Annotated in this window: 15 protein-coding genes and 1 other annotated feature; of the genes, 4 read left to right on the top strand and 11 right to left on the bottom strand. The window is 56.8% G+C overall.

Features of this window, described 5'->3' with window-relative positions:
* The first annotated feature begins 349 nt into the window (after nucleotides 1–349).
* Nucleotides 350–2,860, top strand: a complete 2,511-nt coding sequence (locus ACGS9J_RS14020) for a DUF7024 domain-containing protein (protein ID WP_442231482.1) — start codon at nucleotides 350–352, stop codon at nucleotides 2,858–2,860.
* 191 nt (nucleotides 2,861–3,051) lie between these two features.
* Here the strand turns inward: ACGS9J_RS14020 and hisIE are convergent, their stop codons facing one another.
* From hisIE to hisL, 9 genes are all read right to left on the bottom strand, one after another.
* On the bottom strand, nucleotides 3,052–3,666 hold the full coding sequence (gene hisIE / locus ACGS9J_RS14015) for a bifunctional phosphoribosyl-AMP cyclohydrolase/phosphoribosyl-ATP diphosphatase HisIE (RefSeq protein WP_442231481.1): 615 nt from the start codon (nucleotides 3,664–3,666) through the stop codon (nucleotides 3,052–3,054).
* Nucleotides 3,660–4,436 (bottom strand): imidazole glycerol phosphate synthase subunit HisF, encoded by a 777-nt coding sequence (gene hisF, locus ACGS9J_RS14010; RefSeq protein ID WP_442231480.1) that lies wholly within the window; start codon nucleotides 4,434–4,436, stop codon nucleotides 3,660–3,662. The genes hisIE and hisF overlap by 7 nt, the downstream gene beginning before the upstream one ends.
* The gene (gene hisA / locus ACGS9J_RS14005) at nucleotides 4,418–5,155 is read right to left on the bottom strand and encodes a 1-(5-phosphoribosyl)-5-[(5-phosphoribosylamino)methylideneamino]imidazole-4-carboxamide isomerase (RefSeq protein WP_442231479.1); all 738 of its coding nucleotides are present in this window, start codon (nucleotides 5,153–5,155) and stop codon (nucleotides 4,418–4,420) included. Before hisA ends, hisF begins: the two co-directional genes overlap by 19 nt.
* 5 nt (nucleotides 5,156–5,160) lie before the next feature.
* Entirely contained in the window at nucleotides 5,161–5,751 is a 591-nt protein-coding gene (gene hisH / locus ACGS9J_RS14000) for an imidazole glycerol phosphate synthase subunit HisH (protein WP_442231478.1), read from the bottom strand.
* Nucleotides 5,751–6,818, bottom strand: a complete 1,068-nt coding sequence (hisB, locus tag ACGS9J_RS13995; RefSeq protein WP_442231477.1) for a bifunctional histidinol-phosphatase/imidazoleglycerol-phosphate dehydratase HisB — start codon at nucleotides 6,816–6,818, stop codon at nucleotides 5,751–5,753. Before hisB ends, hisH begins: the two co-directional genes overlap by 1 nt.
* Nucleotides 6,815–7,903 (bottom strand): histidinol-phosphate transaminase, encoded by a 1,089-nt coding sequence (gene hisC / locus ACGS9J_RS13990; protein WP_442231476.1) that lies wholly within the window; start codon nucleotides 7,901–7,903, stop codon nucleotides 6,815–6,817. Before hisC ends, hisB begins: the two co-directional genes overlap by 4 nt.
* Nucleotides 7,900–9,207 carry a histidinol dehydrogenase gene (gene hisD, locus ACGS9J_RS13985; protein ID WP_442231475.1) on the bottom strand — a complete coding sequence of 436 codons (1,308 nt, stop codon included), beginning with the start codon at nucleotides 9,205–9,207 and terminating at the stop codon, nucleotides 7,900–7,902. Before hisD ends, hisC begins: the two co-directional genes overlap by 4 nt.
* A 4-nt stretch (nucleotides 9,208–9,211) precedes the next feature.
* A complete protein-coding gene (gene hisG / locus ACGS9J_RS13980) occupies nucleotides 9,212–10,111 on the bottom strand; it encodes an ATP phosphoribosyltransferase (RefSeq protein ID WP_012006049.1) in 900 nt (299 codons plus the stop codon).
* A gap of 71 nt (nucleotides 10,112–10,182) precedes the next feature.
* Nucleotides 10,183–10,309, bottom strand: a sequence feature (His leader region).
* Complete coding sequence (gene hisL / locus ACGS9J_RS13975; protein WP_101495319.1) at nucleotides 10,285–10,332, bottom strand: his operon leader peptide; 48 nt, start codon at nucleotides 10,330–10,332, stop codon at nucleotides 10,285–10,287. It overlaps the preceding feature by 25 nt.
* A 229-nt stretch (nucleotides 10,333–10,561) precedes the next feature.
* On the opposite strand from hisL, the gene ACGS9J_RS13970 reads away from it, so the two are divergent.
* Entirely contained in the window at nucleotides 10,562–11,386 is an 825-nt protein-coding gene (locus ACGS9J_RS13970) for an SDR family oxidoreductase (RefSeq protein ID WP_442231493.1), read from the top strand.
* Here the strand turns inward: ACGS9J_RS13970 and ACGS9J_RS13965 are convergent.
* A complete protein-coding gene (locus tag ACGS9J_RS13965) occupies nucleotides 11,379–12,320 on the bottom strand; it encodes a LysR family transcriptional regulator (RefSeq protein WP_442231474.1) in 942 nt (313 codons plus the stop codon). The genes ACGS9J_RS13970 and ACGS9J_RS13965 overlap by 8 nt on opposite strands.
* 247 nt (nucleotides 12,321–12,567) lie before the next feature.
* On the opposite strand from ACGS9J_RS13965, the gene speB reads away from it, so the two are divergent.
* A complete protein-coding gene (speB, locus tag ACGS9J_RS13960) occupies nucleotides 12,568–13,500 on the top strand; it encodes an agmatinase (protein WP_442231473.1) in 933 nt (310 codons plus the stop codon).
* Between the two features lie 74 nt (nucleotides 13,501–13,574).
* On the top strand, nucleotides 13,575–14,957 hold the full coding sequence (locus ACGS9J_RS13955; protein WP_442231472.1) for a sodium:solute symporter: 1,383 nt from the start codon (nucleotides 13,575–13,577) through the stop codon (nucleotides 14,955–14,957).
* A gap of 39 nt (nucleotides 14,958–14,996) precedes the next feature.
* On the opposite strand, the gene ACGS9J_RS13950 is transcribed toward ACGS9J_RS13955, so the two are convergent.
* Nucleotides 14,997–15,977: a magnesium and cobalt transport protein CorA gene (locus tag ACGS9J_RS13950; RefSeq protein ID WP_442231471.1), complete on the bottom strand. Its 981-nt coding sequence runs from the start codon at nucleotides 15,975–15,977 to the stop codon at nucleotides 14,997–14,999.
* Between the last annotated feature and the right edge of the window lies 1 nt (nucleotide 15,978).

Genomic DNA, 15,978 nt, shown 5'->3' with positions numbered 1-15,978 from the left:
GGTTTTGCCATAAAAAACTGCACCTTATTCAGTTGGGTGTCCAACTTTTGGGGTGCAGTTCAAACCGGGGGCTTTTTCGTTTTGATGAGGAGTAAACTCAAGTGTTAATGCCCAGTGAACTCGCCTTCCACCCAGTTACATCAGATGTTCTTGCAATGCCATGCTGTGATTGGTTATCGGTTGTTTTCTATTAATATAATCAATTTATAACTTAGCGATCCGATAGCTCGCATTCTTTCACCGAATTTAAACTGTGTCCGTGGACTCTACCTGGTACTTTATGGAATACTGACGCCCTTAACTTTCGATGGCTTCATTCCCAAGCTATGAGTACAAAAGTGAAATTATAATGCAGTTGAATAAACCAAAATTGGGGCAGTCGCAATACTTTCCATTCATTGATGGGCTTCGAGCTTTAGCTGTTATTTCCGTTATTATCTATCATTTGCACGCATCCTGGCTCCCTGGCGGTTTCGTTGGGGTAGACGTATTCTTCGTCATTTCCGGCTTTGTCGTCAGCGCCTCTATTACCCACTTCAAGGGCGGCGGATTCTGGCGCTTCCTGGCGTTTTTTTATGCGCGAAGGATCCGACGTATCTTCCCGGCTCTGATCGTCTGTTTACTGGTCACTGGTTATGTTTCCGCATTATTCATTCCCGCCTCTTGGTTGAGTGACGTCAATCAGACTACTGGACTGTTTGCCTTTTTGGGGTTGAGTAACTTTATTCTCGCCGCCAATGGCCGGGATTACTTTGCTCCGACGACCGAGTTCAATCCGTTCACCCATACCTGGTCACTTGGGGTTGAGGAGCAATTTTACCTGGTCTTCCCCCTGCTGTTTCTTGCCTGGTTATACGGACAACGCGGTAAGCATTTCTCTGTCGTGCTGTTTTCGATCGGACTATTGGCATCGGTTGTATTCTCCGCCTGGCAATCGCAGGTTCAACCGACAAATGCCTATTTTCTGAGCCCCGGGCGTTTTTGGGAGTTGGCTTCAGGGGTATTACTGTATCAGATCTTGACGCTGTCCTCTGAGGGAGGAGAACGTAAAGAAAATCGATTCTCCGGGATTATCGGCATAGCTGCATTTATTGGTTTGTTGGCTTCCTTTGTTATATCTACCCCGGAAAACTTCCCAATGCCGGGGGCTGTGCTGGCAGTTCTTTCTACGTTAGGCATCTTATTCGGCCTATATAAGCAAGCATGTTTACCGTGGCTGCAGGCCTTATTGGGTAATAGGTATATTCTGTTTTTTGGGAAAACATCCTACTCGCTATATCTGTGGCATTGGCCGACATTTGTCCTGTTTCGTTGGACCTGCGGTTTAGATTCGCCAGTGACCAGGCTGGCCGCATTAGTGATCACCTTGTTGCTGGCAACGTTATCCTACTATCTGATCGAAACACCTATGCGACAGTCCAAAACGGCCAAAAAGGCTGCTAACCCAGCCGTTATTGGCGTTGGGCTGTGCGTTATTGCCGCTGCTTATTGGGGGGGATCCGCGCTGAATGCGCGTGCGGATAAGATTTCGCTTAGTAAGGTGAGTGAGGATGCTGAATTGTGGTATCCGGATCGCGGGCCTGCCCCCCTGGAATACCCTGGTTGCCGGGCAGATCCTAAAACGATTGGAGAGGAGGGCATAGAGGTTATTGTTTTTAAACCTGAAGGTTGTCTGCAAGATAGGCCCTCTCGCTATCGGGTACTGCATGTGATTGGCGACTCTCATACCCTAGCTTATGCGGCGTTGTATAAGCAGTTTGCCATCAGAAACAATCTGGAGGTAGATGTTTATCGTAATGGCGGCTGTCCGTTTATCAGTTTCCAAACTGAACGTGATCTCGATAATTCCCAGTGCCGGGAACATGCGGAAGGCTCTTTGCGCGCATTACACAAGCGGGTCAAACCTGGTGACGTACTTTTCCTGGCGTCTTTACGTTTGCCGCGGTTTGCCGATCAGTGGGTGTATTTCGGACCGGAATCTCAACAGCAAAGCTTCTTTAGTGCTCAAGCGCAGGTTAATCGACAACGTTCAGTCATCTATGCGGTTGATACATTGCGTGGATTCAGCGAACAGGGTGTACACGTCGTTTTTGAAGCACCGAAGCCCATCTTCCTAGTGCCGCCTTACCGTTGCGCCGATTGGTTTAATCGCAATAATCCTATTTGTGCTCATGGTATGTCGGTTGAACGCGATCTGTTGCAGAAATATCGAGCCCCGGTTCTCAGCAGTTACAACCAGGTGATGAATGCCCTCCCTGCGGTTAGCGTGTGGGATCCGTTTCCCGTGCTGTGCCCCGGGAATGTATGCACTGTTTGGCGAGAGGGGCACGCTATGTTCTTCGATGGCGATCATCTGAGCGCCTACGGCAGTATGATGCTGTTACCTGACTTCACCGCTTATATGCTGCCGAAATTGGTGAAACAGGAGCGTAAAGGGGCCGCAGTTCTGCCTGCCCAAGGTTATGCTTTCAATCAGGAGGGGGTCCCTGATTTCCTTGATGGTATTTCCGGATTATCACACGCGGAATCATGGGGGCGCTGGAGCGATGGCAACGTGGTGCGGTTGGACTTTAGTCAGGCGTTGCCAAACGGTTTTACGCTCGAAATCATCGCGCAGGGCTATGGTCCCAATATCGGCAAACCGGTCAACGTCTTAGTGGGCGGCGAGCAGCAGAGCATCAGCATCGGCGGGCAGCCGACGCGTGTGAAGTTGTATTATTCCAATGCCACCGGTGCTCGGGATATTAAGATTGTGCCGCCTTATCCTACCAGCCCGAAAGAATCCGGCGAGTCTGAGGACGGGAGACAATTAGGGATAGGATTGATTTCGATTAATATTGTTGCCGATCCGGCACGTTAGATAAAAAAGCCGTCGAGGTAACGCCCGACGGCTTTTCGTTTTGAATGATCCGCTTTCAATATTACCCTTGTTACAGAATAACCTCTGCAGCCGAACATTGCTCCGGACTGGCGCCCTCTCATTTTTGGGGAGAGGGCTGGGGTGAAGGAGGGAATTAATGATCGGTTAGACGTTATTCCCTCGGGCTTTTATTACTTCTGGTGACGCTCGCGCAGCCGGCCAATCACCTTGCTCAAATCCAGGTCCTGATCCTGCAGCAGCACCAGCAGGTGATAAATCAGATCGGAAGCCTCGTTGGTCAACTCCTCACGATCGTTCACCGTGGCGGCCAGGGCCGTTTCCACGCCTTCTTCACCGACTTTCTGTGCGATGCGCTTGGTGCCGCTGGCGTACAGGCTGGCAGTGTAAGAGCTGTCGGGGCTGGCGTTTTTGCGTTCCGCCAGCAACTGCTCCAACTGATACAGAAAACCCCAATCGCTGGTGGCCGGGTGGAAGCAACTGGTATTGCCCAGGTGGCAGGTCGGGCCGATCGGATTGGCCAAAATCAACAGCGTGTCGTTATCACAGTCTGGGGTGATGCTGACGACGTTGAGGAAGTGCCCAGAGCTTTCGCCCTTGGTCCACAGGCGCTGTTTGGTGCGAGAGAAGAAGGTGACTTTACCGCTCTGCTCGGTAGCGGCCAGCGCTTCCTGATTCATGTAGCCGAGCATCAGCACTTCGCCGGAAACGGCGTGCTGGACGATCACCGGCAGCAAGTGGTCAGTTTTTTCCCAGTCCAGCTGGTTTCTTTGTTGTTCTGTTAACACAGGCGGATCTCCACACCTTGGTCTGCCAGGAACTTTTTCAGTTCGCCGATATTAATGATTTGCTTGTGGAACACCGAAGCGGCCAAGGCGCCGTCGACGTCCGCATCGCGGAATGCCTCCAGAAAGTGTTCCATGGTGCCCGCGCCACCGGAGGCGATCATTGGCACTTTGCACACTTCACGTACTTTCCGCAGTTGCTCCAGATCGTAACCGTTGCGTACGCCGTCCTGATTCATCATGTTCAACACGATTTCACCGGCACCCCGCTTTTGCACTTCTTTAACCCAATCCAGCGTTTCCCATTGGGTGACGCGGGTGCGGCTTTCGTCACCGGTGTATTGATTAACGTGATACTTGCCGGTTTCGGCTTCGAACCAGGTATCAATACCCACCACAATGCACTGCACGCCAAAGCGATCCGCCAGACGACTGATCAGATCAGGGTCGGCCAGCGCCGGTGAGTTGACGGAGATTTTGTCGGCGCCAAAAGAGAGGATCTGGCTGGCGTCTTCCGGGCTTTTAATCCCGCCGGCGACGCAGAAGGGGATATCAATCACCTCTGCCACCCGCGATACCCAGCTTTTGTCGACCACCCGGCCATCACTGGATGCGGTGATATCGTAGAACACCAGTTCGTCTGCGCCTTCCTGCGCGTAGCGCTGCGCCAGCGGCACTATGTCACCGATGATTTCATGGTTGCGGAACTGCACGCCTTTTACTACCTGCCCGTCTTTAACATCCAGGCACGGGATTATCCGTTTTGCCAGCATGCGATAGCCTCCTCAACGCTAAACTTACCTTCCAGCAGGGCACGCCCCACAATCACACCTTCCACGCCGCTGTCGCGCAACTGGGCAATGTCATCCAGATTGCCGATGCCGCCGGATGCCTGGAAAGCAATCTGCGGATAGCGTTGGCTGATTTCCTGGTACAGCGCCACGTTGGAACCGGCCAGCGTGCCATCACGAGAAATATCGGTGCACAGCACGTGCTTCAGGCCGTAGGGCAGGAACTGCTCCACGACCTGTTCCAGCGTGGTGTCAGAATTCTCTTGCCAGCCGCTGATCGCTACGCGTTTGGTGCCGTCGGCGTCGATACGCACGTCCAGCGCCAGTACCATGGCGTCCGCGCCGTAGCGTTCAAACCAGCCCTGCACCAATTGCGGTTGTTTCACCGCGGTGGAGCCGATGACCACGCGGGTCGCACCGGCTTCCAGCAGGGCAGAGACGTCCTGCTCATTGCGAATGCCGCCGCCAACCTGTACCGGCACGTTAACCCCTGCCAGCAGTTTGCGCAGCAGGGGAATTTGGCGAGCCGTCGGATCTTTGGCACCGGTCAGATCGACCAAATGCAATACCTGCGCGCCCTGTTGTTGGTAGTCCTGCAGGCGCAACAACGGGTCGTTACCGTAGTCGCGCTGTTGGCCGTAATCACCCTGATGCAAACGCACCACGTTGCCGTCGATCAAATCCAAAGCTGGAATAATCATGCTGCCTACATCTCCAGAAAGTTTTTCAACAGTTGCGCACCGGCCGCCCCAGATCGTTCTGGATGAAACTGCACGCCGAAGAAGTTGTCTTTTTGCACGGCGGCGGTGAAGGGCTCGCCGTAGTTCGCCTGGGCGATGGTGCTTGGGCATATCGGCATCGCATAGCTGTGAACGAAGTAGAAATAGGCACCGTCCTCGATGCCGCGGAACAGATGGTGGCCGGCCAGCGGCGACACCTGGTTCCAACCCATGTGCGGCAGCGGCAGACCGAAGTCTGTCATCTGGGTAACCGGCGTATCGATAATGCCCAGCGTGTCGATGCCGCCGTTCTCTTCGCTGCTTTTTGCCAGCAACTGCATGCCGAGGCAAATACCCAGCACTGGCTGGGTACAGGCCTTGATCAGCTCAATCAACTCGCGCTGTTGCAACTGGTCCATTGCCGCCTGCGCGGTACCGACGCCTGGAAGGAAAAGCTTGTCGGCGCGCAACACGATCTCCGGGTCACGGCTGATCTCCGGCTGATAACCCAACCGCTGCACCGCGCAGGTGACAGAGAACAGGTTGGCGCAGCCGGTGTCCAAAATCACCACGTTCATCACAGCACTCCTTTCGAGCTCGGGAGGGTGTTGCCCTCAACGCGGATCGCCTGGCGCAGCGTGCGACCAAACACTTTGAACAGGCTTTCGACACGGTGATGGTCGTTTTTGCCTTTGGTTTTCAGGTGCAGGGTGCAGCCCATGGTGTAAGACAGCGAGCGGAAGAAGTGCTCGACCATTTCGGTGCTCAGATCGCCGACGCGCTGATAGTTGAATTCAGCCTTGTATTCCAGGTGCGGGCGACCGGAGATATCCAACGCGCAGCGCGCCAGGCATTCGTCCATCGGCAGTACAAAGCCGAAGCGTGCGATGCCGCGTTTGTCGCCCAGCGCTTTGTTCAACGCTTCGCCCAGCGCCAGCCCGGTGTCTTCCACCGTGTGGTGATCGTCGATATACAGATCGCCCTTCACGTTGATGTCCATGCGGAAGCCGCCGTGGGTGGCGATCTGATCCAGCATGTGATCGAAAAAACCGACGCCGGTTTTGATCTTGCTGCCGCCTTCGCGATCCAGCCAGACGTTGACGTCGATCTGTGTTTCCTTGGTCGCGCGGTTAACCTGCGCGTGGCGATCGCGTTGGGTCAACTGGCGGGTGATCTCTTTCCAGCCCAGGGCGTCACGCTGATAACGCAGCCCCTGAATACCCATGTTATCCGCCAGTTGAATGTCCGTTGGGCGATCGCCGATCACATAACTGCGCGCGGTATCCATTGCGCCAGGCTCCAGATAGCCTTTTACCAGCGCAGTCTTGGGCTTGCGGCAGTCGCAGTTGTCTGCCGGCAGGTGCGGGCAGATCAGGATATCTTCAAAGTGGATGCCCTGTGAGCTGAGGATCTGCATCATCAGGTCGTGTGGCGGATCGAAGGTTTCCTGTGGGAAACTGGCGGTGCCGAGGCCATCCTGATTGGTGATCATCACCAGTTGATAACCGGCCTGTTGCAGCTCCAGCAGGCAAGGGATCACATCCGGCTCCAACGCCAGCTTGTCCAGGCGATCAACCTGGAAGTCTTCTGGGGGTTCAGCAATCAGCGTGCCGTCACGGTCAATAAAGAGGAATTTCTGGCTCACATTGGCTCCTGGCGAGTCTCGGTTGCACCGGGCAGGGCAGACAGCGCGTCAACCACGCGCTGGCATTCGTCACGGGTGCCGATGGTGATGCGCAGGCAGCCGGACAACCCAGGTTGTTTATTTTGGTCTCTTAAGATAATGCCCTGATCCCATAAGGTTTTAAACACATTACTGGAAGCGGTGAAACGGGCCAGCAGGTAATTGCTGTCGCTGGTGAAAACCTGTTCAACGCAGGCGCAGTTTTGCAGCGCCTGCTGTAGCCAACTGCGGTTGGCGGCGATTTCGGTAACGCGCTGACGCATCACGCGGATCCCCTCAGTGCTCAGCGCCTGGGCGGCGATATCGGCGACCGGGGTAGACAGCGGATAAGGGGCGATCACTTTCAGCAGCAGGGCGATCAAGTCTTCGTTGCCCAAGGTGAAACCGCAACGCAGGCCGGCCAATGCAAAGGCTTTTGACAGGGTGCGCAGGACAGCCAGGTGCGGGTAGTCGCTCAACCAGCCGGCCACGCTGGCCTGCGGGCAGAACTCGATATAGGCCTCGTCAACCGCGACGATCGCCTTGCCTTTGGCCATCTCCAACAGGGTGCGCAGATCGTTCGGGTCGATCAGGTTGCCGGTTGGGTTGTTTGGGCTGCAGACGTAGATCAGTTTCACGTTATCCAGGCTGTCGGCGATGGCCGGTAAATCCAACTGCCAGTCCTGCTTGGCCGCCACGGTACGGCGTTCCACGCCGAAGGTCTCTGCGCTGACGGCGTACATGCCATAGGTCGGTGGGCAAAACAGGATAGCGTCTTTGCCCGGCTCGCAGAAGGCGCGGATCAGCAGTTCGATACCTTCGTCCGCGCCGCGACTGACCAGCACCTGCTCCTTTTTAACCCCGGCGTAATCGGCATAGCGTTCGATCACCCGTGCCGGCTGGCACTCCGGGTAACGGTTAAAGGTTTGAGCGGTCAGTTGGAATTCCGGGGCGATCGGGTATTCGTTGGCGTTCAGCCACACATCGCCATTGCCCCCCAGGCGGCGGGCCGATTGATACGGGGTCAGCTCGCGAACGTTGGCGCGCGCCAGGTTTTCAATGCTCATGCTTGCTCCTTCAGGACGGCAACGCGCAGGGTCACGGCGTTTTTGTGGGCAATCAACTGCTCGGCGGCGGCCAGGGTTTCAATGGTGGCGGCCAGGTTCATAAAACCTTGCGGCGTCAGTTCCTGCACCGTCATGCGCTTTTGGAAATCCGCCAGGCCCAGGCTGGAGCAGGTGGCGGTATACCCATAGGTCGGTAACACGTGGTTGGTGCCGGACGCATAGTCACCGGCGGACTCCGGCGACCAGTCGCCGAGGAATACCGAACCGGCACTGGTGATGCTGTCGACCAGAGAGCGGGCATCGCGAGTCTGAATGATCAGGTGTTCCGGGCCATACTGATTGCTGATCGCCACGCATTCGGCCAAATCTTTGGCGACGATCAGTCGGCTGCTGGCCAGCGCCTGACGAGCAGTTTCGGCGCGGGGCAATTGCGCCAGTTGCTGCTCTACCGCTTCGGCCACCGCTTGCGCCATTGCGGCGTCCGGCGTCAGCAGGATCACCTGCGAGTCCGGGCCGTGTTCTGCCTGCGACAATAAATCAGAGGCGACAAACGCCGGCGTCGCACCGGCGTCGGCGATCACCAACACCTCGGAAGGACCGGCCGGCATATCTATGGCTGCACCGTCCAGCCTTTGGCTGATTTGGCGCTTGGCTTCGGTGACGAAGGCATTGCCCGGCCCGAAGATCTTCGCCACGCGCGGCACGGAGTCGGTGCCGAATGCCATGGCGGCAATCGCCTGTGCCCCGCCGACCTGAAACACCTCTTTCACACCGCACAGTTGCGCGGCATACAGAATTTCATCGGCAATCGGCGGCGGCGAGCACAGCACCACGCGACGGCAACCGGCGATACGTGCCGGTGTCGCCAGCATCAGCACGGTGGAAAACAGCGGTGCGGAGCCACCGGGAATATACAGCCCGACCGAGTCGATCGGGCGGGTGATCTGTTGGCAACGCACGCCCGGTTGGGTTTCCACATCGACGGGCGGTAGCTGTTGCGCATTGTGGAAGGTTTCTACGTTAGCCACCGCCACCGCCATCGCCTGCTTGATCTCATCATTCAGACGAGCACTGGCCGCGGCGATTTGTTCGGCGGTAACGCGCAGTGCGCCAACCTCGGTTTTATCAAATTTGGCGCTGTAGTCGCGCAGCGCCTGATCACCGTTGGCCTTCACGTTGTCGAGGATCTCGCTCACCGTGCGGGTGATGCTGTCCGAGGCGGAGATCGCCGGGCGCATCAGCAGTGCCGTGCGCTGCTCGGCGCTGCAGTCTGCCCAATTGACCAGAGTATTGAAAGTCGACATGGCGTTACTCCATCATCTTCTCAATGGGGAGTACCAGAATCGAGCTGGCACCGAGCGCTTTCAGTTTTTCCATGGTTTCCCAGAACAGGGTTTCACTGCTGACCATGTGCATGGCCACGCGGTTTTGCGCGCCGGCCAGCGGCAGAATGGTTGGGCGTTCGGCACCCGGCAGCAGCGCAACGATTTCGTCCAGACGCTCGCTCGGCGCGTGCAGCATGATGTACTTGGATTCACGCGCCTGGATCACGCCCTGAATACGGGTCATCAGGCGGTCGATCAGTTGCTGTTTGGCTTCCGGCATTTCGCCGTCACGTTGTATCAGGCAGGCTTTAGAACGGTAAATCACTTCCACTTCGCGCAGGCCGTTGGCTTCCAGTGTGGCACCGGTGGAGACCAGGTCACAGATGGCATCGGCCAGCCCGGCGCGAGGTGCCACTTCAACCGAACCGTTCAACAGACAGGATTTGAAGCGCACGCCCTGTTTGTCGAGATATTGCTTCAGCAGGTGCGGATAAGAGGTGGCGATACGGGCATCTTGCAGGCTTTGCGGGCCGGTGTATTCACTGTCGAGTGAGGTCGCCAGTGACAGGCGGCAACCACCGAAATCCAGGCGGCGCAGGGTGAAGTAACGCGGATCTTCACCCTGAGCGCGGCGGGTGAGCAGCTCTTCTTCCAGCACGTTCTCGCCGATAATGCCCAGGTCGACCACGCCGTCCATCACCAGACCCGGGATATCGTCATCACGTACGCGCAGGATATCAATCGGCATATTCTCCGCGAAGGCAATCAGGCGCTGTTGTTGCAGGTTGATTTTGATACCGCAGCGCGCCAGCAGTTCCTGGGATTCATCACTCAGGCGGCCCGATTTCTGCATTGCTATCCGTAAACGTGTTTTATCCAGCATGGTAACCTCTGTTTAATCTGTAATTTTATGAATTTATTTTAAAAATTATTTTTGTCTGTCTGTCCGGAGCCAAAAAAAAACCCTCGGAAGAAATCTTCCGAGGGCTCTCTCTTGCATTCTGCGCGCCACTGGAAGATTAAAAAACCGTCTTCCAGCACACATCGCCTGAAAGACTAGTCAGGATGATGGTGATGATGGTGGCTGAACTGAATGCGTGTCATGGTATTTTCTCTGTATAAAGTCGCTACAAACTCAATTGCTAATTAACCTAAACTATCCGCCGTCAGTCACGCAACTCTTTTTTACGGTCATAAATTTAATTTATTGAAACAGGTTGGATTATTAGCCAGACGCGACTTTACTCAGGCTTAAGCTGGGTGGATTGAATCACTACGCCGACAGGCGTAGCCTTAATGGGCAAAGCGCTGCAGTCTTCAAGAGAGGAAGATGATGAAAAAGGTAGCCATTATTGGTTTGGGCTGGCTGGGCATGCCGTTGGCCCTGTCGCTGATGAGCCGTGGGTTTGACGTCGTTGGCAGTAAAACGACGCCGGATGGCGTTGAGGCCGCGCGGATGAGCGGCATTGAATGCTATCAGTTGGAAATGACGCCGGAACTGATTTGCGAGCCGGAAGATTTGGCGTCGCTGCTGCAAGTCGATGCGTTGGTGGTGACACTGCCCGCTCGCCGCACCGTCGAGGGCAGCGAAAACTATTTTAACGCGGTGCGTATGCTGGTGGATAGCGCGATGGCCTTCGATGTGCCACGTATTCTGTTTACCAGTTCGACCTCGGTATACGGTGAAACCACCGGCACGGTGCGCGAGGATTCACCGTTGCAGCCGGTTTCGCCTTCGGGGCGGGTGCTGATGGAGCTGGAGCGTTGGCTGCATGAATTGCCGAACACTTCGGTGGATATTTTACGGTTGGCGGGGCTGGTGGGCGTAGATCGTCACCCCGGCCGTTTCCTGGCCGGCAAAGTCGACGTTAAAGGCGGTTCGCAAGGGGTCAATCTGGTGCATCAGGACGATGTGATCGCCGCGATCCAACTGTTGCTGAAACTGCCGAAAGGCGGCCACGTTTATAACCTCTGCGCGCCGGCCCATCCGACCAAGCGTGAATTTTATCCGGCGCTGGCTGGACAGTTGCATCTGGCACCGCCGCAGTTTGCCGCCGAAGCGGAGCAGGGCGGGCGGCTGGTGGACGGCAGCCGTATCTGCAATGAGCTGGGGTTCGAGTATCAGTATCCGGATCCGGCACGCATGCCGGTCAATTAATCTCCCTGTCTGACCCCGCGCTCGCGGGGTTTTTGGTCTGCGCCTCCCGCGCCAATCCACTCAAGTCCTCCAGTAGCGCCAACAACGCTTCGTTCGGCGGCCCCGGCCGGGTCACCAGGCTCAGTGCCGCCTGATAAGAGAGTGCCTGCCCGCCTAACTGCTTCAGCACCCCCTGTTCGACCCAACGCGCGGCGTAATGGGTGGGCAGATAACCGAGATATTCGCCGCTGAGTACCAGATGAGCGACCCCTTCCATATGGTGGGCGACGGCGCCGAGGTTTAACGGGGCCAACGGGCACAGCTGCTGCGCCAGCAGATAACCGCGTTTGACCCAACGGGCATTTTCAATTTGTTCGCGACCCGGTTGCTCTGCGGTAAACAGCGGATGATCGCTGCTGCAGTAGACCGCCTGCGTTTCGCTGATCCAGGGTTGATACTGCAATGCCTCCAACTGCTGCCCAAAATAGCCGATGCCCAAATCGAGCTGCTGATTCAGCAATCCCTGTTCTATTTCGCCGGGAGCGCAAATTCGGCACTGCAGCTGCACGTCCTGATGCCGACGCTGAAACTGTTTGATAGCGCGGCTAAAGGGGTTGCCCGGCAGCGAGACCAGATTATCCACCAACCCGATTTGCAGATCGCCGGTCAGCAGGCCGTTCAGTGACTGGCTGACCCGGGTGAAGTCGCGCGCGGCGTTAAAAAGGGTGCGGCAGGCGATCAGTATGCGTTCTCCTTTGGGCGTCAGCACAAAACCAGAGCGTCCGCGCTGGCAGAGGCGGAACCCCAATCGGGTTTCCAGCGTCGCGAGATGGGTGCTGATGGTCGACTGATTCATCAACAGCGACTCTTGGGCGGCGCTGACGCCATGGGCTTCCGCGACGGCGACGAACACTCGCAGCAGTCGCAGATCGATATCACTTAGGTTGGTGAGCATCTTTTCCTCCGCAGAAACTTCCTTGTTAACGGGATGGCAACATTTCCGGAATGGCCGTAATGGGCCAGCATGGGCCTTTTTATGTCACAAATTCACAATTAAAACCAACAGTTCAATGTGTTACCAAACATCGGTGTTTTCAATACTTACATCCGAAAGATGGAATGGTAGCCCTGTCAGGCGTCGGGGTAGCCTGTGTTTGTTATCCAAATGTTGAAATTAAATAATAACCAAACAAGGAAAACACATGCTCAATCAACCCCAAAGTGGCAACGACATGCCGCGTTTTGCCGGTATCCCTACCATGATGCGTCTGCCCGTCGCCGAAGATGCGCGGGGCCTGGATGCGGCCTTTGTCGGCATTCCCCTCGATATTGGCACTTCAAACCGTAGCGGCACGCGCTATGGGCCACGGCAGATCCGCCAGGAGTCGGTGATGATCCGCCCTTACAACATGGGGACCGGCGCGGCCCCTTTTGAGCGGCTGCAGGTCGCCGATCTGGGGGATATCGCCATCAATCCCTACAGCCTGGAGGACAGCGTCCGCCGTATCGAACTGGCCTATAACGGCATTCTGGCCGAGGGCTGCATCCCGCTGACGTTGGGGGGCGATCATACGCTGACGTTGCCGATCCTGCGGGCCGTCGCGGGCCGCCATGGCCCGGTCGGGTTAATCCATGTGGATGCTCACTCTGATACCAATGAGGAGATGTTTGGCGAAAAACTGGCGCATGGCACCACTTTCCGTCGCGCCTTTGAAGAGGGGCTGCTGGCCCCGCAGCGAGTGGTACAGATTGGCCTGCGGGGCAGCGGCTATGAAGCGGCCGATTTCGACTGGTCGCGCCGGCAGGGGTTCCGTGTCGTGCAGGCGGAAGAATGTTGGTATCGCTCTTTAGCGCCGCTGATGGCGGAAGTGCGTGAGCAGATGGGCCACGGGCCCGTCTACCTCAGCTTCGACATCGACGGCCTGGATCCGGCGTTTGCTCCGGGCACCGGTACGCCGGAAGTCGGCGGGTTGTCGGTCTGGCAGGGCATGGAAATTGTCAGAGGATGCCGGGGATTGGATCTGATCGGCGCCGACGTGGTGGAGGTCTCACCGCCTTACGACCGTTCCGGCAACACCGCGCTGCTGGCGGCCAACCTGTTGTTTGAAATGCTGTGCGTGCTGCCTGAGCGATAAGGCCGCGCGATACCTGACCGGCGGAGCCGTTGCGCCTGGGATCTAATAACAATAATAAACATGCGGAGTGACTCATGAATCTCGATCTGCTGGTGGTGGTGTTTTACTTTTTGGTCATAGGGGCGGTGGGCTGGGTTGGCATTCGTCGGGCGACGACCAAAGAGGATTATCTGGTTGCCGGGCGCAATCTGGGGCCCTGTTTGTATTTGGGCACCTTGTCTGCGGTAGTGCTCGGCGGCGCGTCAACCATCGGCAGCGTCAAACTGGGTTACACCTACGGTATCTCTGGCGTGTGGCTGTGCGCGGCGCTGGGGGCGGGCATTGTGGTGTTGAGCATGGTGTTGGCCAAACCCTTGCTGAAGCTAAAGCTTTACACCGTCAGCCAGGTGCTGTCGCGCCGTTATCACCCGGCGGCCAGGGTCACCAGCGGCGCCATCATGCTGGCTTACGATCTGATGGTGGCGGTGACGTCGATTATTGCCATCAGCAGCGTGATGCAGGTGATGTTTGATCTGTCGTTCACCGTTTCGATTTTGCTCGGCGGCGGTTTGGTGGTGCTGTATTCAACGCTGGGCGGCATGTGGTCCTTGACGCTGACCGACATTATTCAGTTTATTATCATGACGGTCGGTATGATGCTGGTGTTGATGCCGATGAGCATCGTCAAAGCCGGGGGATGGGCGGCGTTCAGCAGCCAGCTGCCGGACAGTTACTACCGGCTATCGTCGATTGGGCTGGATACCATTGCGGTGTTCTTCCTGATCTACTTCTTCGGTATTTTGATTGGTCAGGATATCTGGCAGCGGGTATTTACCGCCCGTAGCCCCACGATTGCCCGCTACGCCGGGTTAGGCGCGGGCGTGTACTGCGTGCTGTATGGCGTGGCCGGTGCGTTGATCGGCATGGCCGGCAAGCTGGTGCTGCCGCAACTGACAAACACCGACGGCGCTTTTGCCGCCATTGCCCAGGCGGTGCTGCCGGACGGCGTCAGTGGGTTGGTGGCCGCCGCCGCGCTGGCTGCGTTGATGTCTACTGCCAGTGCCTGCCTGTTGGCGTCGTCGACCATCGCACTGGAGGATGTGTTGCCGGCGATCCGCAAACGGCCCTCGGGTGGCCTGGCGGCGGGGCGACTTACTACGCTGATCATGGGCTGCATCATGCTGGCGTTGGCGTTTGTGGTGCGGGACGTGATGGCCGCGCTGACGCTGGCCTACAACCTGCTGGTGGGGGGGATGCTGATCCCGCTGATTGGCGCGATTTTCTGGCAGCGAGCCACCAGCACCGGCGCTATTGCCAGCATGTTGACCGGCAGCCTGAGCGTTTTGGCGCTGATGTATTACCACGGCATTGAAGCCAACAGCCCGATCTACGGCGGTTTGCTGGCGGGCGGTGCGGCCTTTGTGATGGGCAGTTTACTGACCCGACCTCACCCGGAACCGCAGGTGCAGCCCGAGTAACCGGCAAAAAGGGGCTGTCATGCGCAGTCCCTTTCTCGTTTACAGCCAGCCGGATCTTTTCAGTTTCTGATACAGGAAGAAGCAGCCGACGACGGTGATGCCAAGCGTGGTGTGGTAGGCCCAGGGGAATTTCAGCTCCGGCATATCGGCGAAGTTCATGCCATAAAGGCTGAAGATCACCGTAGGGATCGCCAGGATCGCCCCCCAACCGGCCAGCCGTTTCACCACTTCGTTCTGTTTTACGGTGACCAGCGCCAGGTTAACGTGCATCGCGTTAGTCAGCATTTCGCGCATATCATCGATATTGCTGACCACCTGACGAGCATGGTCCTGCACATCACGCACATAAGCGCGCAGCTCTTTCGGGATCACCTCTTCATGCAGGCGGATCAGCTGATTGCAGATTTCGTCCATCGGCATCGCAGCATTGCGCAGCGCCAGCAGGTGCCGCCGCAGGGTATAGACGTTCTCGATGGCGGCCTGATCAAACTCCGATTTGAACATATTGGCTTCGATGCCTTCGATGGTGGCCTCGAACTTCGCCACCACGGTTCGGTAGTTGTCCACCACAAAGTCCAACACCGCATACAGGGCAAAGCCCGGGCCGTGGCACATTTGCTTGTGGTTCTCTTCGGCCTTGGCGCGGATCGGGGCATAGCTTGGGGACTCCCCATGGCGTACCGTGACCAGGAAGTTTTTGCCGACGAAGAAGTGCGTTTCGCCGTACTCGATTTCGTCATTGCCCCACTGCGCGGTTTTGACCACGATAAACAGCGAGTCGCCATAGGCTTCAAGTTTCGGCCGCTGGTGGGCACACAGCGCATCTTCAATCGCCAAATCGTGCAGGCCAAACTCTTCCTGCACTTTGCGCATAAAGGCGTCTTCCGGCTGCCACAGCCCGAGCCAGACGAAGGTATCCGGCTGTTTGACCACTTCACTGATGTCATCAATGGTCACTTCACCCAGCCGTTGACCGGCCTTATACGCCACGCAATTCACAACCATGGTTGCGGTTTCCATC

The sequence above is a fragment of the Serratia quinivorans genome (genome assembly GCF_052113645.1).
Lineage (GTDB): Bacteria > Pseudomonadota > Gammaproteobacteria > Enterobacterales > Enterobacteriaceae > Serratia > Serratia quinivorans_B.
This window is presented reverse-complemented; position numbering and strand designations above follow the sequence as displayed.